The 22,920-nt window shown below is 73.0% G+C and carries 17 protein-coding genes and 2 pseudogenes; 8 read left to right on the top strand and 11 right to left on the bottom strand.

Annotated features, from left to right (window positions below):
- Positions 1–138: 138 nt before the first annotated feature.
- The 3 genes from ACFV9Q_RS12070 to ACFV9Q_RS12060 all read right to left on the bottom strand — a co-directional run bounded on the left by ACFV9Q_RS12070 (position 139) and on the right by ACFV9Q_RS12060 (position 3,536).
- On the bottom strand, positions 139–1,305 hold the full coding sequence (locus tag ACFV9Q_RS12070) for a trypsin-like serine peptidase (protein WP_377234615.1): 1,167 nt from the start codon (positions 1,303–1,305) through the stop codon (positions 139–141).
- Positions 1,306–1,416: 111 nt separating this feature from the next.
- Positions 1,417–2,067, bottom strand: a complete 651-nt coding sequence (locus ACFV9Q_RS12065; protein ID WP_377232529.1) for a response regulator — start codon at positions 2,065–2,067, stop codon at positions 1,417–1,419.
- A gap of 68 nt (positions 2,068–2,135) precedes the next feature.
- Positions 2,136–3,536, bottom strand: a complete 1,401-nt coding sequence (locus ACFV9Q_RS12060; RefSeq protein ID WP_377234614.1) for a sensor histidine kinase — start codon at positions 3,534–3,536, stop codon at positions 2,136–2,138.
- Between the two features lie 195 nt (positions 3,537–3,731).
- Between ACFV9Q_RS12060 and mtrA the strand changes: the two genes are divergently transcribed.
- Genes mtrA through ACFV9Q_RS12040 form a run of 4 tightly spaced genes read left to right on the top strand, consistent with a single transcriptional unit; the run spans position 3,732 to position 7,924 of the window.
- Positions 3,732–4,412 (top strand): MtrAB system response regulator MtrA, encoded by a 681-nt coding sequence (gene mtrA / locus ACFV9Q_RS12055; protein ID WP_026366090.1) that lies wholly within the window; start codon positions 3,732–3,734, stop codon positions 4,410–4,412.
- A gap of 32 nt (positions 4,413–4,444) precedes the next feature.
- Entirely contained in the window at positions 4,445–6,193 is a 1,749-nt protein-coding gene (gene mtrB / locus ACFV9Q_RS12050; protein ID WP_377234613.1) for an MtrAB system histidine kinase MtrB, read from the top strand.
- Positions 6,193–6,510 carry a hypothetical protein gene (locus ACFV9Q_RS12045; RefSeq protein ID WP_377234612.1) on the top strand — a complete coding sequence of 106 codons (318 nt, stop codon included), beginning with the start codon at positions 6,193–6,195 and terminating at the stop codon, positions 6,508–6,510. Before mtrB ends, ACFV9Q_RS12045 begins: the two co-directional genes overlap by 1 nt.
- Positions 6,494–7,924 (top strand): LpqB family beta-propeller domain-containing protein, encoded by a 1,431-nt coding sequence (locus ACFV9Q_RS12040; RefSeq protein ID WP_377234611.1) that lies wholly within the window; start codon positions 6,494–6,496, stop codon positions 7,922–7,924. Before ACFV9Q_RS12045 ends, ACFV9Q_RS12040 begins: the two co-directional genes overlap by 17 nt.
- 112 nt (positions 7,925–8,036) lie before the next feature.
- On the opposite strand, the gene hpf is transcribed toward ACFV9Q_RS12040, so the two are convergent.
- Positions 8,037–8,702, bottom strand: a complete 666-nt coding sequence (gene hpf, locus ACFV9Q_RS12035) for a ribosome hibernation-promoting factor, HPF/YfiA family (RefSeq protein ID WP_377228453.1) — start codon at positions 8,700–8,702, stop codon at positions 8,037–8,039.
- Positions 8,703–8,962: 260 nt separating this feature from the next.
- Positions 8,963–9,706 carry a ComF family protein gene (locus ACFV9Q_RS12030; RefSeq protein ID WP_377234610.1) on the bottom strand — a complete coding sequence of 248 codons (744 nt, stop codon included), beginning with the start codon at positions 9,704–9,706 and terminating at the stop codon, positions 8,963–8,965.
- 107 nt (positions 9,707–9,813) lie between these two features.
- Here ACFV9Q_RS12030 and ACFV9Q_RS12025 point away from each other — a divergent pair, with 107 nt between their 5' ends.
- The 3 genes and pseudogenes from ACFV9Q_RS12025 to ACFV9Q_RS12015 all read left to right on the top strand — a co-directional run.
- On the top strand, positions 9,814–11,076 hold the full coding sequence (locus tag ACFV9Q_RS12025) for a winged helix-turn-helix domain-containing protein (protein ID WP_377234609.1): 1,263 nt from the start codon (positions 9,814–9,816) through the stop codon (positions 11,074–11,076).
- Between the two features lie 25 nt (positions 11,077–11,101).
- Positions 11,102–12,607 (top strand): annotated as a pseudogene (locus ACFV9Q_RS12020) (cation:proton antiporter); the annotation flags it as partial.
- Between the two features lie 132 nt (positions 12,608–12,739).
- Positions 12,740–12,844 (top strand): annotated as a pseudogene (locus ACFV9Q_RS12015) (DUF3027 domain-containing protein); the annotation flags it as partial.
- A gap of 7 nt (positions 12,845–12,851) precedes the next feature.
- Here ACFV9Q_RS12015 and mnhG read toward each other — a convergent pair.
- The 6 genes from mnhG to ACFV9Q_RS11985 are packed head-to-tail and all read right to left on the bottom strand — an operon-like array spanning position 12,852 to position 19,482.
- The gene (gene mnhG / locus ACFV9Q_RS12010) at positions 12,852–13,211 is read right to left on the bottom strand and encodes a monovalent cation/H(+) antiporter subunit G (protein WP_377234608.1); all 360 of its coding nucleotides are present in this window, start codon (positions 13,209–13,211) and stop codon (positions 12,852–12,854) included.
- A complete protein-coding gene (locus ACFV9Q_RS12005) occupies positions 13,208–13,639 on the bottom strand; it encodes a monovalent cation/H+ antiporter complex subunit F (RefSeq protein ID WP_377234607.1) in 432 nt (143 codons plus the stop codon). Before ACFV9Q_RS12005 ends, mnhG begins: the two co-directional genes overlap by 4 nt.
- Positions 13,636–14,250 carry a Na+/H+ antiporter subunit E gene (locus ACFV9Q_RS12000; protein ID WP_377234606.1) on the bottom strand — a complete coding sequence of 205 codons (615 nt, stop codon included), beginning with the start codon at positions 14,248–14,250 and terminating at the stop codon, positions 13,636–13,638. The genes ACFV9Q_RS12005 and ACFV9Q_RS12000 overlap by 4 nt, the downstream gene beginning before the upstream one ends.
- Positions 14,247–15,908 carry a Na+/H+ antiporter subunit D gene (locus ACFV9Q_RS11995; protein WP_377234605.1) on the bottom strand — a complete coding sequence of 554 codons (1,662 nt, stop codon included), beginning with the start codon at positions 15,906–15,908 and terminating at the stop codon, positions 14,247–14,249. The genes ACFV9Q_RS12000 and ACFV9Q_RS11995 overlap by 4 nt, the downstream gene beginning before the upstream one ends.
- Positions 15,905–16,438 (bottom strand): Na(+)/H(+) antiporter subunit C, encoded by a 534-nt coding sequence (locus tag ACFV9Q_RS11990; protein ID WP_377234604.1) that lies wholly within the window; start codon positions 16,436–16,438, stop codon positions 15,905–15,907. Before ACFV9Q_RS11990 ends, ACFV9Q_RS11995 begins: the two co-directional genes overlap by 4 nt.
- Positions 16,435–19,482, bottom strand: a complete 3,048-nt coding sequence (locus ACFV9Q_RS11985; RefSeq protein ID WP_377234603.1) for a Na+/H+ antiporter subunit A — start codon at positions 19,480–19,482, stop codon at positions 16,435–16,437. Before ACFV9Q_RS11985 ends, ACFV9Q_RS11990 begins: the two co-directional genes overlap by 4 nt.
- Positions 19,483–19,791: 309 nt before the next feature.
- Between ACFV9Q_RS11985 and secA the strand changes: the two genes are divergently transcribed.
- A complete protein-coding gene (secA, locus tag ACFV9Q_RS11980) occupies positions 19,792–22,746 on the top strand; it encodes a preprotein translocase subunit SecA (protein WP_377234602.1) in 2,955 nt (984 codons plus the stop codon).
- Positions 22,747–22,920: the final 174 nt, after the last annotated feature.

The following is a 22,920-nucleotide window of genomic DNA, read 5'->3' as shown; positions in this document are numbered from 1 at the left end:
CTTTCCCTAGAGGGGCGGTGGGGGGGGGGGGGGGGGGGGGGAGAGGGGGGGAGGGGGCGGGGGGAGAGAGAGAAGAGGCAGGGACGGGGGGGGCGTTTTGCCGCTGCTGCTTACCCGTCGATGCTCATCCGTTGCTGCTCATCCGTTGGTCTGGACGGCGAGCTGGTGCACCGCGCTGTCGAAGTGCGGCGCTCCGATGGAACGGTTCTGCGGGGTCCCGTACGAGGTGACCCCGCGGACGTACCCCAGGCGGGTCTTGTCGCTGTAGTGCCACACCCACGGGCCGCCGGAGGACCCGGTGCCGAAGTTGCACCCGCTGATCAGCGAGGTGCGGGCCGCGACGCTGCTCTTGCGGGTCATGCCCTGGCAGCCCCACATCACCTCGCCGTAGTCACGGTTCGACGGGTAGCCGAAGACCTTCACCGGCCAGCGGTAGTACTGGTCGATCTTCAGCCCGTTGCCGCCGACGGCCGGGACCACGCGCTGCCCCGCCTCGTTCGCGAACGTCGTGATCATCCCGACGTCGCGGTACCAGCCCTGCGCGGTGCCGCCCTTCTGCACCCAGGTCTTGAAGGTGTGCAGGGTGCGCGCCTGGAACGTCCCGTAGGGCGTCGGGTCGGCCGCGTTGCCGTCGTACCTCGGCACGAAGACCAGGTTGCTGTGCCAGGTACCGCCCCGGCCCTCGTGCACGCAGTGGCCCGCGGTGATCACCACCCGCTTCGACTTGGTGTTGATCGTCGCCGCCGAGCAGTAGCTCCCGCTCCCGTAGCCGCCGATGAAGAGCTTGCCGGTGCTGATCGGGAACGTGTTGATCGACTGCGTCTGCGCCCCGCCCGCCGAGGCCTTCTCGGGCGCCACCGGGCGGGTCACGGTCGTGCCCGCCGAGGCGTCGTCGCCCAGCCGGGTGGCCGGGAGGTCGCCCGCGCGGCCGACCGTGGTGCCGGCCATGAGCTCCGTCGCGACGCCCTTGGCCATCTTCTCGACGAGCGCGGGGTCGCCGGGGGCGTCCAGCGGCTTCGCCGCCGCCATCCGCTCCTCGGTCCAGTACTCCAGCACGGCAGGGTCCCCGCCCTCGGCGTCGACCCGCTGCATCTCCTGGGCGGAGTAGGTGCGCCGGGCGGCGCCGTCCGCCTTCAGGACCGGCGCGACGGTCGACACGATGCCGGTGTCGGCGGTCTTGGCCGCCCGGGCCACCGACGCGCCGGTGGCGGTCACGCCCCAGGCCGTCGGAACGACGGCCACCGTTGCCGCGACGGTCACGGTGGCCGCCACGGCCGTGAGGCGCAACCTCTGCGTTCTGCCCATAGATCTCCCCTGTCCACTTGTCCGGTTCATCCGGTCCATGCCGAATCGGACACATCGTAGACAAGAACCGTTAGGGGGTCTATCGCTTTCGGCGGTCGGCTCCGCGCGCGGTCACACGCCGAGGTGCCGGAGCACGGCCAGGACCCGGCGGTGGTCGGCGGCGTCCTGCGGCAGGTCCAGCTTGGTGAAGATGGCCGCGACGTTCTTCTCGACCGCCCCGGCCGACAGGTGCAGCAGGTCCGCGACGGCCTTGTTGGACCGGCCCTGCGCCATGAGGCCCAGCACCTCCCGCTCCCGGGCCGACAGGCGCTCCAGGGCGGTGTCCTGCCGGGCGGAGCCCATGAGCTGCGTGACCACCTCGGGGTCCAGCACCGTGGCTCCCCGCGCCACGCGGCCGAGCGCGTCGACGAAGTCGCGCACGTCGGCCACCCGGTCCTTGAGCAGGTAGCCCACGCCGCGCGCGTCGCCGGCCAGGAGCCGGCTCGCGTACCGGGTCTCCACGTACTGCGAGAACAGCAGCACGGGCAGGCGCGGGTGCCGGGCGCGCAGGCTCAGCACGGCCCGCAGCCCCTCGTCGGTGAAGGTGGGCGGCATGCGGATGTCCGCCACCACGACGTCGGGCAGCGACTCCTCGCGGACCGCCCGGGCGACCTCGCGCTCCAGCGCGATCCCGTCCCCGACGCCGGTCACGGTGTGGCCCCGCCGCGTCAGGAGCGCGGCGAGGCCGTCGCGCAGGATCGCCGAGTCCTCCGCGATGAGCACGCGGAGCCCGGCGCCGGCAGCGGCCGTCGGGCCGGCGCCGGCGCCGGACGTCGGCTCGGCCGGGCCGGTCACGCGCGTCCGGCCGGGCCGGTGGTGGGCAGGGTCACGGTGACCACCGTAGGCCCGCCGGCCGGGCTGGACAGGTCGAACGTGCCGTCGACGGACCGCACCCGGTCGGCCAGCCCGGCCAGGCCGGACCGCAGCCCCGAGCCGTCGGGCGCGACGACCACGGCGCCGCCGCGGCCGTCGTCGCGCACGCGGATCCGGAGCGCCGCCCTGGCGCCGCCGGCCCCGGCCACGGGCTCGACCAGCACGTACACGCCGGAGGCGCGGGCGTGCTTGGCCGCGTTCGTGACGAGCTCGGCCACGCTGAAGTACGCGATCGACTCAAGCGCCGGGGCCAGCCGGCCGTCCGCCTCCACACCCGGGTCCACGTCGACGGTCACGGGCAGGGGCGACCGTGCCGCGAGGGTCTCCAGCGCCACGCCGAGGCCGCTGTCGAGCGCCGGCGGGTGGATGCCCCGGGCCAGCTCGCGCAGCTCGGTGAGCGCCTCCTTGGTCGACGCGTGCGCGGTGTCGACCAGCTCCACGGCCTGGGTGACGTCGCCGCCGTCGGCGAGCTGCTCGCGCGCCTCGCCGAGCTGCATGGCGACCGCGACCAGGCGGGCCTGCGTGCCGTCGTGCAGGTCGCGCTCGATGCGGCGCAGGCGGGCGTCGGCGTCGTCCACGGTGCCGGTGCGGGACCGCTCCAGCTCGGCGACCCGCAGGCTCGCCCGGGTCGGGCTCAGCAGGCCGCTGGTGAGCACCCGGAAGAGCAGGGCGAACATCCGCGTGATCCACGGCCAGCAGAAGAGCAGCAGCAGGCCGGCGAGCGCGGCGAGGGCCAGGCGCGGGGGCGTGTCCAGGAAGTACGCGTCGCCGAACTGCGCCCCGCGGTGCAGCGCGCCGTCGGCGCCGGGCTGCTCCGGCAGGTACCGGTACCAGAACCAGTAGGTGAGGCCGCCCAGGCCGGTGGCCAGGAACGTGATGCTCGTGACGAAGGACAGGATGGCGAGCGGGAACGTGACGAACATGAACAGCAGGGCGCGCCAGCCGGTGGCGTCGCCGATCAGGGAGCCGATCGTGCGCCAGAAGCCGCGCGGCCGCACGTACGGGGCGGGCACGGCGACGTCGAGGTCGAGCAGGTCGCGGGCGAGGCCGCGGTACATCGCGCCCCAGCCGCGGCCGCCGGCCACGACGGCCCCGGCCACGAACAGCCCGACCACCGTGACGGCGATGCCGGCGGTGAAGCTGACCGCGAAGAGCGTGTAGGTCAGCGCGAACGGGGCCAGCAGGAGCACCAGCGTCAGATAGCCCTGCTCGCGCCAGGTGCGGGCCGCGAACGGTGCGGTGAGGAAGCCGGGGCCGGGCCGCGCGGCGCCGTCCGGGACGACGGCGGGTGCGAGCCGGTCGGCGGTCATGGTTGTCATGGTGCCAGGTTCGCCCCTGCCGGGGTGGGGGCGACATGGGGTCGACCGCCGGGTTCTCCGGGGGTTTTCCCCCGTACCGGGGTGTGGTCCACCCGCGGCCCCCGGCATACCCCCACCGGGTGAACCTGGGCCGAACACGCCAGGTCGGGGCGCACGAGGCCGGGTTTGCTGGACCAGGCTGGCACACTGGAGGGCATGAAGGTACGAGTTCTTGTCGTCGACGACGACACAGCACTGGCGGAGATGATCGGCATCGTCCTCAAGGGCGAGGGCATCGAGGCGATCTTCTGCGCCGACGGGGACTCCGCGCTGGGCATGTTCCGGACCCATCAGCCCGACCTCGTGCTGCTCGATCTCATGCTGCCCGGCAAGGACGGCGTCCAGGTCTGCCGCGAGATCCGCGCCGAGTCGGGCGTGCCGATCATCATGCTGACGGCCAAGTCCGACACGCTCGACGTGGTGGTGGGCCTCGAGTCCGGCGCCGACGACTACGTGTCCAAGCCGTTCAAGCCCAAGGAGCTCGTCGCCCGGATCAAGGCGCGCCTGCGCCGCAGCGAGGACCCGGGCCCGGAGCGCCTGGTCGTGGGCGACGTCGAGATCGACGTCACGGGCCACACCGTCATGCGCGACGGCGAACGCATCGCGCTCACCCCGCTCGAGTTCGACCTGCTCGTGGCGCTGGCCCGCAAGCCGTGGCAGGTCTTCACGCGTGAGGTGCTGCTGGAGCGCGTGTGGGGCTACCGGCACAGCGCCGACACGCGCCTGGTCAACGTGCACGTCCAGCGCCTGCGCTCCAAGATCGAGCGGGACCCGGAGAACCCGGAGATCGTGCTGACGGTGCGCGGTGTCGGCTACAAGGCGGGCGCGACACGCTGATGCCGTCCGGCCTGGCCGCGCGGCTTCGCCGAGTGGTCTCACGGGCCCGGGTGGTCACGGTCCGGGCCACCCGCCGCGGGGTCGCGCAGTGGCGCTCCTCCTTGCAGCTGCGGGTCGTCACCACCGCCCTCGCGATCGGCCTCGCGGCGATCGCCGTGCTCGGGCTGTACCTGTCGACGTCGGTGCGGGACGGGATCTACGAGCAGCGGCTCGCGGCGATCGACCGGGAGGCCGCCGCCCTGACGACGCAGGTCTCGGAGAACTTCTCGAACTCCGCGACGACGTCGAACGGCGACCTGCAGAGCCTGCTGAACGACACGGTCTCGACGCTCACCGCCACCAGCGGCTCCACCGCGCAGGACTACTTCCTGCTGCAGGAGCCCGGCGGCACCGCGCAGGTGTCCGACGTCGTGTCCCGGGGTGACCTGACGGACGTGGTCATCACCGACGAGCTGCGCCAGGCGAACATCGCCTCCGAGGACGACCAGGTGCTCCAGGCGGTGGGCATCCCGGCGGCCGACGACCCGGGCGTGGTCCGGCCGGGCGTCATCGTGGGCTCCACGGTCCAGGCCGCGCCCGACGCCCGCTACGAGATCTACTACCTCTACTCCCTGGAGCCCGAGCAGGAGACGCTGTCGTTCGTGCACCGCGTGCTGCTCGCGGGCGGGTTCGGGATGCTGGCCCTGCTCGGCGTCGTCACGTGGACGATGGCCCGGCAGACCGTGACGCCGGTGACGCGGGCCGCGACCGTGGCCGAGCGCCTCGCCGAGGGGCATCTCTCGGAGCGCATGCCCGGCGCGCGCGGCGCCGACGAGATGGCGAGCCTGGCGCGGTCGTTCAACGAGATGGCCGACAGCCTGCAGGACCAGATCCGGCGCATGGAGGAGCTCTCCGCGATGCAGCGGCGGTTCGTCTCCGACGTGTCGCACGAGCTGCGCACGCCGCTGACGACCATCCGGATGGCGAGCGAGATCATCCACGAGTCGCGGGACCAGATGGACGCGGACGCCAGCCGCTCCGCCGAGCTGCTGCTGGGCCAGATCGACCGGTTCGAGTCGCTGCTGGCCGACCTCCTGGAGATCAGCCGGTTCGACGCCGGCGCCGCCGTGCTCGACGCCGAGCGGCGCGACCTGGGCGACCTGGTCATGTCCGTGGTGGAGCAGGCCGCCCCGCTGGCGGAGACCAAGGACGTCCGGGTCTCGGTGCGCCTGCCCGACGGCGACGCCGCGGCCGACTTCGACCCGCGCCGGATCGAGCGCATCCTGCGCAACCTCGTGGTCAACGCCATCGAGCACGCGGAGGAGCGCCCCGTCGAGGTGACGGTCGCGGAGAACGACCGCGCGGTGGCGGTCGTGGTGCGCGACTACGGCGTCGGCATGACCAAGCAGGAGGTCGAGCACGTGTTCGACCGCTTCTGGCGGGCCGACCCGGCGCGCGCCCGCACCACGGGTGGCTCCGGCCTGGGCCTGGCGATCGCCCTGGAGGACGCCCACCTGCACGCGGGCCGCCTCGACGCCTGGGGCCGCCCGGGGCAGGGGGCGAGCTTCCGCCTCACGCTCCCGCGCAGCGCAGGAATCCAGGTGGAGGAGCCGCCGGTGACCATGGCGCCCGCCTCGCACGGGCCCGGTGTGCTCACGGGGCAGGTCCCCGTGGTGCACCCGTCCGCCGGCCCGACCCCGACGCAGATCCCCGACCTGTCCGACCACGACCTGGACGAGCGCGGCGAGCGCGACGAGCGTGCCGGATCGAGATCCGCGACGACCGACCTGGAGGTGCGCTGATGCGCAGGGCAGCGAACACCGCGGTCGCCGTCGTCGTCGCCCTGCTCGCCGCCGTCGGGCTCGGGGCCTGCGCCCAGATCCCCACCTCCGGCCCCGTCCGGGTGGGCACCGCGCCCGTCGAGCCGCAGACCGACATCGCGTTGCTGCCGCGCGGACCCATGCCGGGTACGGAGCCGCAGGCGATCGTGTCGGGCTTCCTCGGCGCGGCCGCTGCCGCGGCGACGTCGCCCAAGGAGTTCCAGACCGCTCGGGAGTTCCTGACCAGCGAGGTCGCGGACGCCTGGGACCCCGGACGAGGCGGTGCGCGTCGTCCGTGAGGCGCCGCTGCCGGAGCCGCTGGAGGGGGAGATCGACCTCGGGACCACCGAGACGGTGGAGATCGTCGTCCGGGCGACGACCATCGCGACCCTGGACAGCACCGGCGCCTACACCGAGGTGGGCAGCCCGCGCGAGGTCGGCTACCGGTTCACGCTCGTCATGGTGGGCGGCGAGTGGCGCATCTCCGCGCTCGACAACGGCGTGCTCGTGCCCGCCAACCTCTTCGCCAACCAGTACCGGGCCACGCGGCTGTACTTCCCGAGCGCGAACGAGATCACGACCCTGGTGCCCGACCTGCGCTGGTTCCCGCGCCGGCTGTGGCAGAAGGTGGCCGTGGAGCAGATCCTCGCCGGGCCGCCCGAGTGGCTCCAGGGCGCCACGCAGTCCCTGGTTCCGGACGGGACCGGGCTCGTCTCGCAGTCCGTCCCGGGCCGGGACGACGCCGACGTCGTGCCGATCCGGCTCACCGAGCAGATCAGCGAGGTGCCGGCGGCGCAGCGCAAGGTGATCGCGGCGCAGCTCTCCGCGACCCTTTCCGAGGGCGCCGGCCGGGTGGTTCCCGTCGAACTGTTCAGCAACCAGAACCGGCTGTCGGTCGACGCGGCCGACGTGGACCTGCCGGCGACGATCGCCCAGGCGATCGTGCTCAAGGACGACAAGCTGTACCGGGTGGACGACGGCCGGCTCGTCGAGCACGACGTGTCCATCGACCTGTCGGGCATCGACCCGACCGCGCTCGCCGTCAGCCCCGGGACCACGCCCATCGTGGTGCGCGACGGCACGGACAGGATCGTCAACCTCTCCCTCGACGAGGGCGAGGGCCCGGTGCCGGTCCTGGAGGGGGCCGACCTGGCGGCGCCGTCGGTGGACAAGTTCGGCAACACGTGGACCAGCGGCGACGCAGGCGAGCTGCGGGTGGCGACGGACACGCTCGACGTGGTCGAGCTGAAGCCCGAGTGGCTCAAGGGCCGCAGGGTGGTCAGCGTGTCGGTGTCGCCGGAGGGCTCGCGCATCGCGGTCGTCAGCGAGACGCCGTCCGGCCGCCAGGTGCAGGTCGCGGGCGTCGTGCGCGACGCCGAGGACGCCCCGGTCAGCCTGGCGGCGGCGCTGTCGGTCGCCGCGCCCGTGGCCGACGTCGTGGAGGCCCGCTGGGCGGGGCTCACCACGCTCGCCCTCCTGACGCGCAACGGTCAGGGCACGTCCTCCGTCTGGAACGCAGGCGTCGGCGGCCTGGCCGGTACCGCCGGGCAGTCGCGCCAGCTCCCGGGGCTCACCGACGTCGCGCAGATCGCGGCGGGCGTGACCGACCAGGGGATCCTCGTGCTCACCGAGGACGGCGACCTGGAGCACGAGGAGACCGGCGTCTGGCAGCCGATCGCCGAGGACGTGGACCTCGTCGCCTACCCGGGCTGACCTGGCTCCTGTTCCCGCGCGGGAACAGGACGGGAACAGGAGGGCGGCGGGGCGGAACCGTATCCGCCTCGCCGCCATCCTGTTCTCGGCTGTGCCTACCCGGCCCGCTCCGCTACGTCAGGTCGGTGACCGGGGCGCCGCCGCACGGGTTGTCGAGCTGGATCACACCGAACGACCAGCCCTTGCGCTTGTAGAGCACCGACGGACGCGACGTCTCCTTGTCGATGAAGAGGTAGAAGTCGTGGCCCACCATCTCCATCTCGTAGACCGCGTCGTCCAGGGTCATCGGGTCGGCGTGGTGCAGCTTCTGGCGGATCACCACGGGCGAGTCGCCGATCGTGGTCTCCACGGAGTCACCCGGCGCGGCCAGCGCTGCCGGGGTCGAGATCTGGGGCTCGGGTCCGCTGGAGCCGCCGTCGGTCAGGATCTCGTCGAGCGGGCGCACGTCCACGGGGGCGAGCACCTTGTTGTTCCGGTGGTCCTTGCGACGGTCCCGGGCTCGGCGGAGTCGTTCGTTCAGCTTGTCGATCGCGAGGTCCAGGGCGCCGAAGCGGTCGTCTGCCGCAGCTTCGGCGCGGATCACCGGGCCCTTGGCGCGCAGCGTGAGCTCGACGCGCTCGCGGTTCTCGGACAGCCGCGGGTTGTTCTCGTGCGTGACCTCCACGTCCACCCGGCGTACGTAGGGGGACAGCAGCTCCACCTTGGCGAGCTTGTCCTCCACGTGCTGGCGAAAACGGTCTGCCACGTCCGTGTGCCTGCCGACAACGACAATTTCCATGTGCGTATCTCCGCTCCGGGAACACTGGGCCACGCCGTCCCTTGCCGGCGGCGCGCGCCCTTCTCTACTGGGTCAGGCACCCCCTGCTGGTGCCGGGCACGTACCACCTCCCGTCGCGGCGCCCGACAACTTCGTCGAGCTCGGATCTTGCGTGGGAGGTTCAGGCTAACTCCGTCGCCTGGGTAACGACAGTCCCAACCAACGGTGAACAAGACGACACAGATCTGTCACACTTTCAGGTTCGGATCGGAACGTCGCTTTCACCCGACGCTCACGTCTCCGAGATCTGAGCGCCGCGTCCCGGGGGCCGGGGTCGCTGCCAGCACGGTTGCTCCCAGGACGTCGTGGCCGCACTCCTCGAGGGCTCGTTCGACGGCGGCGAGGGTCGCGCCGGTCGTGAGCACGTCGTCCACAAGAATGCACACGGATCTTTGTCCGAGCGCCCGCGCCCCGCGTCTCGTCATGCGGACGGAACCGCTCAGGTTGCGCCCGCGGGCCCGCGCGCCGAGGCCCACCTGGTCCCGGCCGCGCCCGGTCCGGACGAGGGCGGGCACCACGTGTGCGGGCACACCGCCGTCGTGCAGCCCCGTGGCCACCGCCCGGGCCAGGACGGCCACGGGCTCGCGGCCGCGCGCCCGGCGCGCGGCCCCCGTGGAGGGCACGGGCACGACCGCGAGCGGTGCACCGCTGGCGGGGGAGAGGACCGGCCCGAGGCGGGCGACGGCCCGGCGCAGCGCGGGTGCGAGGAGGCGGTCGAGGTCGGCCCGCCCGCGGTCCTTCCAGTGCACGACGACGTCGCGCACCGGGCCGGCGTACGGCGTCAGCGCCCACACGGGCACCGGCGGCACGCCGTCGAGCCGGTCCAGGCGGGGCGCGCCGTGCTCGACCCGCGCGAACGGGGCGGCGAGGAGCGCCGCGCACCGGGCGCACCAGGGCACGTCGGGCTCGCCGCACGGGCAGGCGACGGGCAGCAGGAGGCGAGCGAGCTCACGGACGGGACGCACCCGCCCACCCTGCCCGCCGCCGCGCCCCGCCGCCGGTTGTCCACAGGTCTGTGCACGTCGGGGGGAGCGTCGGCGCGAGTGTCAGTGGTGCGCGGCAGGATGGGGCCGTGCAACCGATCCAGATGTCCCTCGACCAGGCACGCCGGGCCGCCGTGGCGGCCCAGGGCCTGCATCGCCCGCGCACCGACGGGCCGCGCACCATGCGGCACGTCCAGGGCGTGATCGACCGGCTCGGCCTGTTCCAGATCGACTCGGTGAACGTGCTGGCCCGCGCGCACCTGCTGCCGCTGTTCTCCCGGCTCGGCCCGTACGACACCGACCTGCTGGACCGGGCCACGGTCTCGGGCCGGCACGCCCGGCGCTCGACCCGGGGCGCGGCGGCGGACCGGCGGCTCGTGGAGAGCTGGGCGCACGTCGCGGCCTACGTGCCCCCGCACGTCTGGCCGCTGCTGGCGTTCCGCCGCCGGTGGTTCGCCGAGGAGTACGACTGGCGCGAGCTGGACGGCGTGCGCCTGCCCGACGCACCTCAGGTCCGCGAGGTGCACGACCTGGTGGCCTCCGAGGGCCCGCTGTCGGCCTCCCAGATCCACGACCGGTTCGTCTCCGAGGGGCGCTCGGTGCGCCGCAAGCGCGGCACCTGGTGGGACTGGAGCACCGAGAAGCGCGTGGTCGAGCACCTGTTCTTCACCGGCGAGGTGGTCTCGGCGGGGCGCAACGCGCAGTTCGAGCGGCTCTACGACCTGCCGGAACGCGTGCTGCCGCCGTCGGCCCTGGTCGAGGTGCCCGAGCTCGAGGCCAAGAAGGCCCTGCTGGAGCTCGGCGCGCGGGCGCAGGGGATCGGCGACGCGCGCAGCATCAAGGACTACTACCGGCTCAAGGGGCCGGTCGCGGACCGGGCCCTGGCCGAGCTCGCCGAGGAGGGCGTGCTGCTGCCCGCGCGCGTGGCCGGCGGGTCCGAGAAGTGGTTCCTGCACCGCGACGCCGCCCGTCCGCGGCGCGCGGCCGGGCAGGCCCTGCTCGCCCCGTTCGACCCGCTGGTCTGGGAGCGCACCCGCCTGGAGCGCCTGTTCGGCATGCGCTACCGGATCGGCATCTACACCCCGGCCGCCCAGCGCACCGACGGGTACTACGTGCTCCCGTTCCTCGAGGACGCGCAGCTCACGGCCCGCGTGGACCTCAAGGCCGACCGCGCCGCGGGCGTGCTGCGGGTCCAGTCGGCGCACGCCGAGCCGACGCTGACGGACCACACGCCGGCCCGGCTGGCGCACGAGCTGCACGCCATGGCCAGGTGGCTGGGTCTGGAGGGCGTGACCGTCGAGGACAAGGGCACCCTTTCACCCGCACTGCGTGCCGCGGCGGCGGTTTCCTGAAACACGCGACAACTAAACTCGGGGCATGGCCACCGCTGCGATCTTTCTGGTAGCCACGGTCGCGGCCGGGCTCGGCGCGGTGCTGCTCCGGCTGCCGCCGCTGGTCGGGTTCCTGGTGGCCGGGTTCGCGCTCCACGCGGCGGGGGTCCAGGAGCCGGCCTACCTCGGGACCGTCGCCGACCTGGGCGTGACGCTGCTGCTCTTCGGCATCGGCCTCAAGCTCGACGTCAAGACGCTGCTGCGCAAGGACGTCTGGTTCACCACCGTCGCGCACCTGCTGGTCAGCGTCGCGATCGCGGTGGGCTTCCTCGGCCTGCTCGGCGTCGTCGGCTTCTCGATGCTCGCGGGCGAGGGCCTGGGCGTCCTCGCGCTCCTCGGGCTCGCGCTGTCGTTCTCCTCCACGGTGTTCGTGGTCAAGGTGCTCGACGGCCGCTCCGACCAGTCCGCCCTGTACGGCCGGATCGCGATCGGCGTGCTCGTCATGCAGGACCTGATCGCCGTCGTCTTCCTGTCGGTCGCCTCCGACCACCCGCCGAGCCCGTGGGCGTTCGCCCTCGTGCTCCTGATCCCGGGCGCCTGGCTGCTGCGCAAGGTGTGGTCGCGCGTGGGCCACGGCGAGCTGCAGGCGCTGTTCGGCGTGGCCGTCGCGCTCGGCCCGGGCTACGCGCTGTTCGAGGCGGTGGGGCTCAAGGGTGACCTCGGCGCGCTCGTCATGGGCATGCTGCTGGCGGGCCACCCCGCCGCCACCGAGCTGTCCCGCAACCTGTTCACCGTCAAGGAGCTGCTGCTCGTCGGCTTCTTCGTCTCGATCGGCTTCTCCGGCGAGCTGAGCTGGCAGGCCGCGATCATCGGGCTGCTCCTGCTGCTCATGCTGCCGCTGCAGGCCATCGTCACGGCCGTGCTGCTGCGCCTGATGCGCCTGCGCAAACGGACGGCGATCCTGTCCGGGCTGGTGCTGGCCAACTACTCCGAGTTCGGCCTCATCGTGGTCGCGGTCGGCTCCCAGACCGGCCTGCTGCACGACGAGTGGCTCGTGGTGCTGGCCGTCGCCGTCGCCGCCAGCTTCGTGTTGTCCTCCGCGATCAACACGCGCGGCAACGAGTTCGCGATGTCGCTCGCCAAGCGCTTCCCGTCCAAGCCCAACGAGTGGCTGCACCGGGAGGAACGGCTCATCGACGTGTCCGGCGCGGAGGCGCTCGTGCTCGGCATGGGCCGGGTCGGCCGCGGCGCCGTCCGGCAGCTCCGCGACGACTACGGCATGGACGTCGTGGGCGTCGAGCACGACCCGACCCGGGTCACCGCCCTGCGCAGCGAGGGCTTCACGGTGGTGCAGGCCGACGCGACGGACATCGAGTTCTGGGGCCGGGTGCGCAGCGCGGGCGCCGTCCGCCTCGCGATCCTCGCCATGCCGTTCCACGCGGCCAACCTCATCGCGCTGTCCCAGCTGCGCGCGAGCGGGTTCGAGGGCACCGTCGCCGCCGTCGCCCGGTACGACGACGACGCGGCCGAGCTCGAGCGGCACGGCGCCGACGCCGTGTTCCACCTGTACGGCACGGCCGGCCTGGCCCTCGCCGACGAGGCGGCCGAGGCGGCGCTCGGGTACGACGCCGCCGAGCAGCTGCGCGACGCGCAGGCGGAGCGCCGGTCCGCCGCGGCATCCGCCGACGAGCCCTCCGGCGAAGCGGCGGACGAGCCGGCCGACGAACCGGCCGACGAACCGGCCGACGAGCCTGCCGACGAGCCCGCCACCAGCGGCGGCGCGGCCTAGCCGGGCCTCACATCTGATCCCGCTGCGCCGAGGAGCGCGCCGGGAAGGCGTCGTCCTCGGTGTCCAGGAGCGTCGCGTCCACGCAGCGCGTGCGCAGCCCGGCCCGGCCGACCATGTAGGCGGCCACCGGCGACGTCATGAGCTGGAAGATCGCGACGAGCAGGAGCATCGTCGCCGAGCCCTTGTCCTGCAGCCGGAGCGCGACGCCCGCCAGGAGCAGCAGCAGGCCCAGGACCTGCGGCTTGGCCACGACGTGCATCCGGGAGAGCAAGTTGTCGAACCGCATCACGCCGACCCCGGCGGAGAACGAGAAGAAGGCGCCGAGCAGCAGGCAGACGGCGGCGGCGACGTCGGTCACGACGGTCATGACTCCTCCCGCCCGTCGACGGCGCCCGAGGGCGACTCGGAACCGGCCGCGCCCGAGCCGGCCGCACCCGAACCGGCCGCGCCCGAACCGTTTGGCCCCGCCCCACCCGGCCCCGGGCCGACCGCGCCCGGCCGCGGCCCGGACCGCTGCGCGGCGGTGCCGTTCTTGGGGGGCTCGACGGCGGCGAAGCGCGCGATCGTCACCGACCCGATGAACCCGACCAGCGAGAGCACCAGGAGGATGGGCACGGACTCGGTGCGGCGGGAGATCGCCGCCTCGACGGCGATGGCGCCCACGAGGGCGGTGGTGAGCACGTCGAACGCCACGGTCCGGTCCAGCATGGTCGGCCCGCGCTCGATCCGGACCACCGCGAGCAGCGCGCCCACGGCGAGGAGGGTGGTCGCTACCACCCCGACGGCGAGCATCATCGGCGTTCCTCCTTGTCCAGGGTGTACGGAGCGAGCCCGACCCGGGCCAGCTCGGCGCTCGGTGCGAAGGCGCGCAGCAGCCGGGCCTCCAGGTCGAGGGTGGCCTTCCGGACGCCCTCGGGCCCGCCCGACGCCGCGATGTCCAGCACGTGCAGCCGCAGGGTCCGGCTGGGCCGGTCGAGGTCGATCACGAGCGTGCCCGGGACCAGGGACGACAGGCCCGCGGTCGTCGCGATGAACAGGTCCGAGTCCGCGCGCAGGGGCACCGAGACCAGGGCGCCGTGCGGCGTCGGGCCGCCGCGTGCGGTGCGGCGCGGGACCACGGCGGTCCACGCCACCTGGAACGACGCCAGCACGAGGTCCCCGACGAACCGGCCGAGCAGGTGGAGCAGCGGGCCGACCCGCAGGGTCGTGGCCGTGCCGATGGGCGGCAGCGGGAAGGCCAGCGCCACGAGCGCGCCGAGCAGCACGCCGGACAGCACGTTCGCCCAGGACAGGTCGCCCCACAGGAGCACCCAGAGCACGGCGCCCACGACCATGGTCGGCCAGAGCGTCACGAGCCGGCGCGCCTGGCGGCGCCACGGGCCCTGGGCGGTGTCGGTGTGGTTCACGGCTCCACCTCCACGGTGTCGTCGGTGACCTTGTTCGACTCGCCGGTGCCGCGCGGCGCGCCGTCGGGGAACACGGCCTCGATGTAGGTGTGCCCGTCCATGACGGACTCGGCCGCCCGGTCGGCGTAGTCGTACAGCGGGCCGGCGATCACGGTGAGCCCGACGCTGACGGCCACCAGCGCCGCCGTCGGACCGACCATGCCCCAGGGCAGGGGCGTCGGCTCGGGCAGCTTCTCGGGGCAGGGCTGCCAGAACGCTTTGTTCCAGGCCCGGACCACCGCGTAGAGGGTGAGCAGCGAGGTGACCACCGAGCCGACGACCAGCACCCAGGCCAGCCCGGAGCCGTCCACGACACCTGCCTCCAGCAGGCCCACCTTGCCCAGGAACCCGGACAGCGGCGGGATCCCCGCCAGGTTCATGGCCGGCACGAAGAACAGGACCGCGAGCCCGGGCGCCAGGGTGGCGAGGCCGCCCAGGCGGTCCAGCGACGTGGTCCCGGTGCGGCGCTCGATGAGCCCCACGACCAGGAACAGCGCCGTCTGCACGGTGATGTGGTGCACCACGTAGAAGATGGCCGCCGCGGTGCTCGCCTGGGTGGCGAGCGCGACCCCGAAGATCATGTAGCCGATGTGGCTCACCAGCGTGAACGACAGCAGACGTTTCACGTCGTCCTGCGCGACCGCGCCGAGGATGCCCACCATCATGGTGGCGAGCGCCAGCACGAGCAGGACGTTCTCCAGGACCTCGTTCCGCGGGAAGAGCAGCGTCTGGGTGCGCAGGATCGCGTACACGCCGACCTTGGTGAGCAGGCCCGCGAACACGGCGGTGACCGGCGCGGGGGCCGTCGGGTACGAGTCCGGGAGCCAGGCGGACAGCGGGAAGATGGCCGCCTTGATGCCGAACGCGAGCAGCAGCAGCGCCTGGATGCCGAGCCGGACGCCGGGGTCGATGTCGGGCAGGCGCTCGGCGAGCTGGGCCATGTTCACCGTGCCGGTGGCGGCGTAGACCAGGCCGACGGCGACGAGGAACACGATCGAGCTGAGCAGCGCGACCACCACGTAGACGCTGCCCGCCCGGATGCGCTCGACGGTCCCGCCCAGCGTGAGCAGCACGTACGAGGCGGCGAGCAGGATCTCGAAGCCGACGTACAGGTTGAACAGGTCGCCGGCGAGGAAGGCGTCCGCCACACCCGCGGCGAGGATGAGGAACGTCGGGTGGAAGATCGCCACGGGCAGCACGTCGCGGCGCACGTCCTCGTCGGCGTCCGGGTCCTGGGCCTCCAGGGCCTCGCGCAGGATCTTCGTGTCCTTGGTGGCGGGCGCCGTCCGGTCGTCGCCGTCGGCGATGCCCTGCGCCATCGAGTAGAGCAGCACGCAGAGCAGCACCACGCCGCTGACCAGCAGCATCAGCGCGGAGAGCGGGTCGGCCACGAGGTTGACCCCGACGGGCGCGGCCCATCCGCCGACGTCGATGACGACCGGGCCGTCCTGGGCGGCGACCACGAGGCCCGCGGCGGCGGCCACCACGACGGACAGCGCGACCACGGAGATGATCCGCTGCGCCCGTTCGTACCGGTGCAGCGCCAGGGCGAGGCCCGCGGCGAACAGCGGTACCAGCACGGGCAGGGGGACGAGCGTCTCGGTGCTCCACAGGTTCACGCGCCATCACCCCCGCGGGTGCCGGCGCCGGGCCGGGCGGCGTCGTCCGACCCGGAGGCGGGGTCCGGTTGCGCGACCTCGTCCCGCACGGCCACCGCCTCCTCGTCCAGGGTGGACCCCGACTCCTCGGCGTCGCTGTCGGCGTACGACGGCGCGTCCGCGACGGCGAGCCGCGCGATGCGGGTGTCCTCCAGGTCGTCCTGCACCTCGTCGTGCCCGTGCAGCTGCCACGAGCGGTAGGCCATGGCCAGCACGAACGCGACCAGGGCGAGCGTGATGACGATGGACGTCAGCACCATGGCCTGCGCCAGCGGGTCGCTCATCGGTTCCGCGGTGGCGCCGGTGATGGGCGGCGCCCCCGCGCGGCCGCCGGCCACGAGGATGGCGAGATTGGCCCCGTTGCCCATGAGCACGAAGCCGAGCAGGACCCGGGTCAGCGACCGTTCCAGCAGCAGGTACACGCCCGAGGCGAACAGCACGCCGACGGTCAGCAGCAGCGCCCCCGAGGGCACGGTGTCGAGCACGATCATGCGCGGTCACCCCCGGTGCGGACCTCGACGCGCCGGCGTTGGCCGATCGACCAGGCGAAGGGTTCCGCCTGCCGGTCCAGCTCGGCGCCGAAGGTGCGCAGGATGTCGATGACCAGGCCGATGACCACGAGGAACACTCCGACGTCGAAGAACAGGCTGGTGACCAGGTGCACGTCGCCCAGCACGGGCAGGTGCAGGTCGAGGATCGTGCTCTCGAGCGCCTCCTGCCCGGCGAGCAGCGCCACGAGGCCCACGCCCGCCGAGAGGAACAGGCCGGTGCCGAGCACGAGGCCCGGATGCACCGGGGCGGCCTCGCCCAGCTCGAACCGGCCGCCCGCCAGGTAGCGGACGGTCAGGGCCAGGCCGGCCACGAGGCCCGCCGCGAACCCGCCACCCGGCGCGTTGTGCCCGCTGAACAGCAAGAACAGGGCGAACAGCATCATGGGGTGGAAGATCACGCGGGTGAGCACCTCGAACAGCATCGACCGCTGCACGGGGTCGAGCGTGGGCCCGGCGAGCAGCCACCGGCCGCGGCGCGCCGGCTGCGCGCTGGCGCTGTCGCCGGGCTGGACCGCCTGCGGGTTCGCGGCCCGGTCGAGGCGCAGGACGTCGCCGCTGCGCTGCCGCAGGAACACGAGGGACGCGACGCCGGTGGCGGCCACCAGGAGCACCGAGATCTCGCCGACGGTGTCCCAGGCGCGGATGTCGACGAGCGTGACGTTGACGATGTTGTGCCCGCCGCCGAAGGTCTCGGCCTCCACGGGGAAGTCGACGGAGACCGGCGTGTGCACCCGCACCAGCGGCGCGGCGGCCACGAACGCCATGACGACCAGGCCCGTGACCACGCCGATCGCGAGCCGCACCCAGCGGCTGGCCGCCAGCGGACGGTCGGAGAAGTACGGCGGCAGGCGGCGGAGCACCAGCACCATGACCACCAGGGTCAGGGTCTCGCACAGCACCTGGGTCAGGGCCAGGTCGGGCGCGCCGTGCAGCAGGAAGAGGGCCGCGTTGCCGTAGCCGGCCACGCCCGCCAGGATCACGGCCTTGAGCCGGCGGCGGGCGCGCGCCGTCAGCACGGCGGCCAGCACGACGACGAGGACGACGACGAGCTGCGCCGGGCGGTCCCACGGCACCAGGGCGAACGGGCCGAGGTGGAGCACGCCGTCGCGTCCCGCGGCGTCCTGCGCGACGGGGAGACCGTTCGGCTCGCCCACCAGGCCGAAGGTGAGCGCGAGCCCGGGTCCCACGGCGAGCGTCACGAGGATGACACCCAGGTAGAAGGGCAGGGACCCGCGCTGCGTGCCGGCCGTGACGTCGCTGGCCAGGCGGTCGAGCTTGCGCATGAAGCGGCGGTAGAGCACGTCGGCGCCGTCGGGGGACCACAGCGAGTCCTGCAGCCGCTCGACGCGGGCGCGCTGCCAGAACGCGAGTCCACCGGCCAGGAACACGGCGACGGTGATCGCGAGGGCGGGCGTGAACCCCTCCCAGAGGGTGAGGTGCCCGGGCTCGCCGGCGGGGTAGGTGTTCGCGTACGGGGCGAGCAGCTCCTGGCCCACCTGGGGCACGAGGGCCACGACCAGGCCGAGGACCGCGAGGACCAGCGGCGGCGCGACCATCCAGAACGGCTGCGGGTGGATCGTGCCGGGCGCGGCCTCGGGCAGCGCGGGGGGAGTGGTCGTCGGCGTCGTGCCGGGCGCCGCGCCGTGCGCCGTCGCGACCTCTCGTTCCAGGGGTTCGGCGGTGGCCGGCAGGCGCGGCTTGAACGCGCCCCAGAGGAACCGCAGCCCGTACGCGACGGTGAGGGCCGAGCCCACGGCGACGACGACGGTCATGACCCGGCCGAGCAGGTCGCCGTCGTGCTCCCAGGCCGCCAGCGCCGCCTCCTTGGCGACGTAGCCGGCGAACGGGGGCAGGCCGATCATCGAGGCGGTCGCGAGCGTGGCGGCCAGGGCGGTGACCGGCAGCCGCCGTCCGACGCCGGCGAGCTTGCGCAGGTCACGGGTGCCCGTCGCCGCGTCCACCACGCCGACCACGAGGAAGAGCGACGCCTTGAACATGGCGTGCGCGCCGAGCAGCGCGAGGCCCGCCAGCGCGGTGGCGCGCGTGCCGTAGCCGAGCAGCACCGTGAGCAGGCCGAGCTGGGAGACCGTGCCGAACGCGAGGACCAGCTTGAGGTCGTGCTGGCGCAGCGCGCGGTACCCGCCGAGCAGCAGGGTGGTGCCGCCGAGCACGAGCACGACCGTGCGCCAGGCCGTGAGGTCCGAGTACGCGGGCGCGAACCGGGCCACCAGGTAGATGCCCGCCTTCACCATGGCGGCCGCGTGCAGGTAGGCGGACACGGGCGTGGGCGCCGCCATCGCGGCGGGCAGCCAGAAGTGGGTGGGCACCAGGGCGGACTTGGTGGCCGCCCCGGCCAGCAGGCAGACGACGGCCACGGTCACGGCCGGCCCCGTCGGCGGGTCGGCGACGACGGCCGACACGCTCCACGTGTCGGCGGCGACCCCGAGGATGACGACGCCGACCAGCATCGCGAGCCCGCCCGCGGTGGTCACGACCAGCGCCTGCATGGCGGCCCGGCGCGACGACGTGCGGTCCGCGTAGTGGCCGATCAGCAGGTAGGAGAACACCGTGGTGAGCTCCCAGAACACGAACAGCAGGAGCATGTCGTCAGCGGTGACGAGGCCGGCCATCGAGCCCGCGAACGCCACGAGGATCCCGCCGAACCGGCCCAGGCCGCGGGCGTCCTTGGCGAAGTAGGCGCTGCAGTACAGGAGCACGAGGGCGCCCACCGCGCCCACGATCAGCAGCATGAGCCAGGACAGGGAGTCGAGGCGCAGGTCGACGGCCAGGCCCAGCGCGGGGATCCACTCCACGCGTTCCGTGGGCGTGCGGCCGGCGTACACGGCCGACGTCTGGGACAGGGCATACGCGGTGGCCCCGGCGGGACCGAGGGCGAGCACCCAGAAGGCGCGTCGACCGAGGCGGGCGAAGAGTGCGGGCGCGGCAAGGGCCAGGACGCCGTGGGCGAGGAGTACCGGAAGCACGTCCGTTCCGTCCTGTCAGGGCTCGTGGACAGGACGTCGTGCCAGGGGTACCAGGTGCGAACCCGGGGTCGAGCACGGGACGGCTTGCCGCGCGAGCGCGGGCGGGTGGGCGATGTGACCACTCTATCCGGTGTCGGTCTCCGGTTCGTCACGAGGAACCCATGACGTGCTCAGGAACCGCATGCTTCCCGTGATCGTTACCCCGAGAGCGAACCCCGTCGGTCCGCCGTCCGCTCTGGGCCACCCGCTCAGGTTTACGGCCTACCATGGGCGACGGCGAAAACTCGACGACGACCTGGGAGAACCCGCGTGTCCATCCTCGACAAGGTCCTTCGCATCGGCGAAGGACGTGTCCTGAAGAAGCTGCATAACGTGGCTGAGCAGGTCAACCGCTTGGAGCCCAGCTTCGTCGAGCTCAGCGACACCGAGCTGCGCGAGGAGACGGCCCGCTTCCGCGAGCGTCTCGAGCACGGCGCCGACCTGGACGAGCTGATGCCGGAGGCGTTCGCGGCGATCCGCGAGGCGGCCCGGCGCACCCTCGGCCAGCGGCACTTCGACGTGCAGATCATGGGTGGTGCGGCGCTGCACCTCGGCAACATCGCCGAGATGCGCACCGGTGAGGGCAAGACGCTGGTGGCTACCACCGCGGCGTACCTCAACGCGCTGTCGGGCGACGGCGTGCACGTCATCACCACGAACGACTACCTGGCGAAGTACCAGGGTGACCTGATGGGCCGCGTCTTCCGGTTCATGGGGATGACCACCGGCGTCATCCTGTCGGGCCAGACCCCGGCGCAGCGCCGCGAGATGTACGCCGCGGACATCACCTACGGCACGAACAACGAGTTCGGCTTCGACTACCTGCGCGACAACATGGCGTGGTCGACGGACGACCTGGTGCAGCGCGGGCACAACTTCGCGATCGTCGACGAGGTGGACTCGATCCTCATCGACGAGGCGCGCACCCCGCTGATCATCTCGGGTCCCGCGGCCGGCGACGCCAACCGCTGGTACACCGAGTTCGCCAAGGTCGTGCTGCGGCTGGTGCCGACCGTGGACTACGAGGTCGACGAGAAGAAGCGCACCGTGGGCGTGCTCGAGCCGGGCATCGCGAAGATCGAGGACTACCTCGGCATCGACAACCTGTACGAGTCGCTGAACACGCCGCTGATCGGCTTCCTGAACAACGCCATCAAGGCCAAGGAGCTGTTCAAGCGCGACAAGGACTACGTCGTGCTGAACGGCGAGGTCATGATCGTCGACGAGCACACGGGCCGTATCCTCGCGGGCCGCCGCTACAACGAGGGCATGCACCAGGCCATCGAGGCCAAGGAGGGGGTGGAGATCAAGGCGGAGAACCAGACGCTCGCCACGATCACCCTCCAGAACTACTTCCGCCTGTACGGCAAGCTCTCGGGCATGACCGGTACGGCCGAGACCGAGGCCGCCGAGTTCCAGGGCACCTACAAGCTCGGCGTCGTCCCGATCCCGACGAACAACCCGCCGCAGCGCCTCGACCAGCCCGACCTCGTCTACAAGAACGAGGACGGCAAGTTCAACGCGGTGGTCGCGGACATCGTGGAGCGGCACGCCTACGGGCAGCCGGTCCTGGTGGGCACCACCAGCGTCGAGAAGTCGGAGCTGCTCAGCGCCAAGCTGAAGAAGGCCGGCGTGCCGCACAACGTGCTCAACGCGAAGGAGCACGAGCGCGAGGCCGCGGTCGTCGCGATGGCGGGCCGCAAGGGCGCCGTCACGGTCGCCACCAACATGGCCGGCCGCGGTACCGACATCATGCTCGGCGGCAACGCCGAGTACCTCGCGGTGGCCGAGCTCTCGGAGCGGGGCCTCGACCCGGTCGAGACGCCGGAGGAGTACGAGGCCGCCTGGCCGGAGTCGCTGGAGAAGGCGAAGGCCCGCGTCGCCGCCGAGCACGACGAGGTCAAGGAAGCCGGCGGCCTGTACGTGCTGGGCACGGAGCGGCACGAGTCCCGCCGCATCGACAACCAGCTGCGTGGTCGTTCCGGCCGTCAGGGCGACCCGGGGGAGTCCCGGTTCTACCTGTCGATGCAGGACGACCTGATGCGGCTGTTCAACTCCGGTCTCGCCGAGTCGATGATGAACCGCGCCGGGTTCCCCGACGACATGCCGCTGGAGTCCAAGATGGTCACGCGCGGCATCATGTCCGCGCAGGGCCAGGTGGAGTCCCGCAACTTCGAGATCCGCAAGAACGTCCTCAAGTACGACGACGTCCTGTCCCGCCAGCGCACGGTCATCTACGCCGAGCGCCTGCGGGTGCTGGAGGGCGAGGACCTGCGCGAGCAGGTGCAGCACTTCCTCACGGACACCATCACGGAGTACGTCACCAACGCGACCGCCGAGGGCCCGCCCGAGCAGTGGGACCTGGACGCGCTGTGGACGGCGCTCAAGGCCGTCTACCCGGTGTCCCTGACGCCGGAGGAGGTCGCCGACGAGGCGGGCGGGATCGACCGGCTCGGCGGCGACATGCTGCTGGAGGAGATCCTGTCCGACGCGCGGGTGGCCTACCAGGCGCGCGAGGACGAGCTCTCGGCCCCGGCCATGCGCCAGCTCGAGCGCCGCGTGGTGCTCTCGGTGCTGGACCGCAAGTGGCGCGAGCACCTCTACGAGATGGACTACCTCAAGGAGGGCATCGGGCTGCGCGCCATGGCGCAGCGCGACCCGCTGGTCGAGTACCAGCGCGAGGGCTTCCAGCTCTTCCAGGCGATGACCGACGCCATCAAGGAGGAGTCGGTCGGGTTCCTGTTCAACCTCGAGGTCACGGTGCAGCAGCCGGGCGCCGAGCAGGCGGAGGACGGCGGCTCCGAGCTGCCCGCGGCCGGGCCGGTCCCGCCGCGCGGCCGCCTGGGCACGGGCCAGCCCGACGCCCCGCCCACCACGCAGATCCCGGTGGTCCAGCCCGCGGCGGCCCCGCAGCAGGGTCAGCAGCCGCCGCCTCCGCGCCAGCGCCGTGCGGCGGGCGCGGCCACGGAGCCGATCCTGCTCGCCAAGGGCCTGGACGCCCCGAGGCAGCAGCAGCCGCTGACGTACTCGGCCCCGAACGAGGACGGCACGGGCTCGGCGTTCATGCAGTCGTCGGACGGCGCGCGCCGCCGGGCGTCCCTGCACGGCGAGGCGACGGCCGCCACGAGCGACGGCCGGACCTTCCCGGGCACGCCGCGCAACGCGCAGTGCCCGTGCGGCTCGGGCAAGAAGTACAAGGTCTGCCACGGGATCAACGAGGCCTGACCGGCCCCGCGAGCCCGGACCGCCGAGGTAGTCACCAGGTGACTGCCTCGGCGGTCTTTTTGCGGGCAGGCCGTTGGGCCAGGCGCCCTGGGGCCGCTGTCGTGAGACAGGGCGCCCGTATGTCGGACGCTCCGGTTACCCTGGTCGCAACGTCCCGACCCGTGCGGAACCGCA

Origin of the sequence: Promicromonospora sp. NPDC059942, assembly GCF_042731755.1 — a bacterium.
GTDB lineage: Bacteria > Actinomycetota > Actinomycetes > Actinomycetales > Cellulomonadaceae > Promicromonospora.
This window is presented reverse-complemented; position numbering and strand designations above follow the sequence as displayed.

Excerpts from the sequence above, each read along its gene's own strand:
- ACFV9Q_RS12005 (WP_377234607.1), bottom strand. The coding sequence starts at position 13,639 with ATGATGCTCGCCGTCGGGGTGGTAGCGACCACCCTCCTCGCCGTGGGC.
- mtrA (WP_026366090.1), top strand. The coding sequence starts at position 3,732 with ATGAAGGTACGAGTTCTTGTCGTCGACGACGACACAGCACTGGCGGAG.
- ACFV9Q_RS12060 (WP_377234614.1), bottom strand. The coding sequence starts at position 3,536 with ATGACAACCATGACCGCCGACCGGCTCGCACCCGCCGTCGTCCCGGAC.
- mnhG (WP_377234608.1), bottom strand. The coding sequence starts at position 13,211 with ATGACCGTCGTGACCGACGTCGCCGCCGCCGTCTGCCTGCTGCTCGGC.
- hpf (WP_377228453.1), bottom strand. The coding sequence starts at position 8,702 with ATGGAAATTGTCGTTGTCGGCAGGCACACGGACGTGGCAGACCGTTTT.
- ACFV9Q_RS12070 (WP_377234615.1), bottom strand. The coding sequence starts at position 1,305 with ATGGGCAGAACGCAGAGGTTGCGCCTCACGGCCGTGGCGGCCACCGTG.
- ACFV9Q_RS12045 (WP_377234612.1), top strand. The coding sequence starts at position 6,193 with ATGCGCAGGGCAGCGAACACCGCGGTCGCCGTCGTCGTCGCCCTGCTC.
- ACFV9Q_RS11990 (WP_377234604.1), bottom strand. The coding sequence starts at position 16,438 with ATGATCGTGCTCGACACCGTGCCCTCGGGGGCGCTGCTGCTGACCGTC.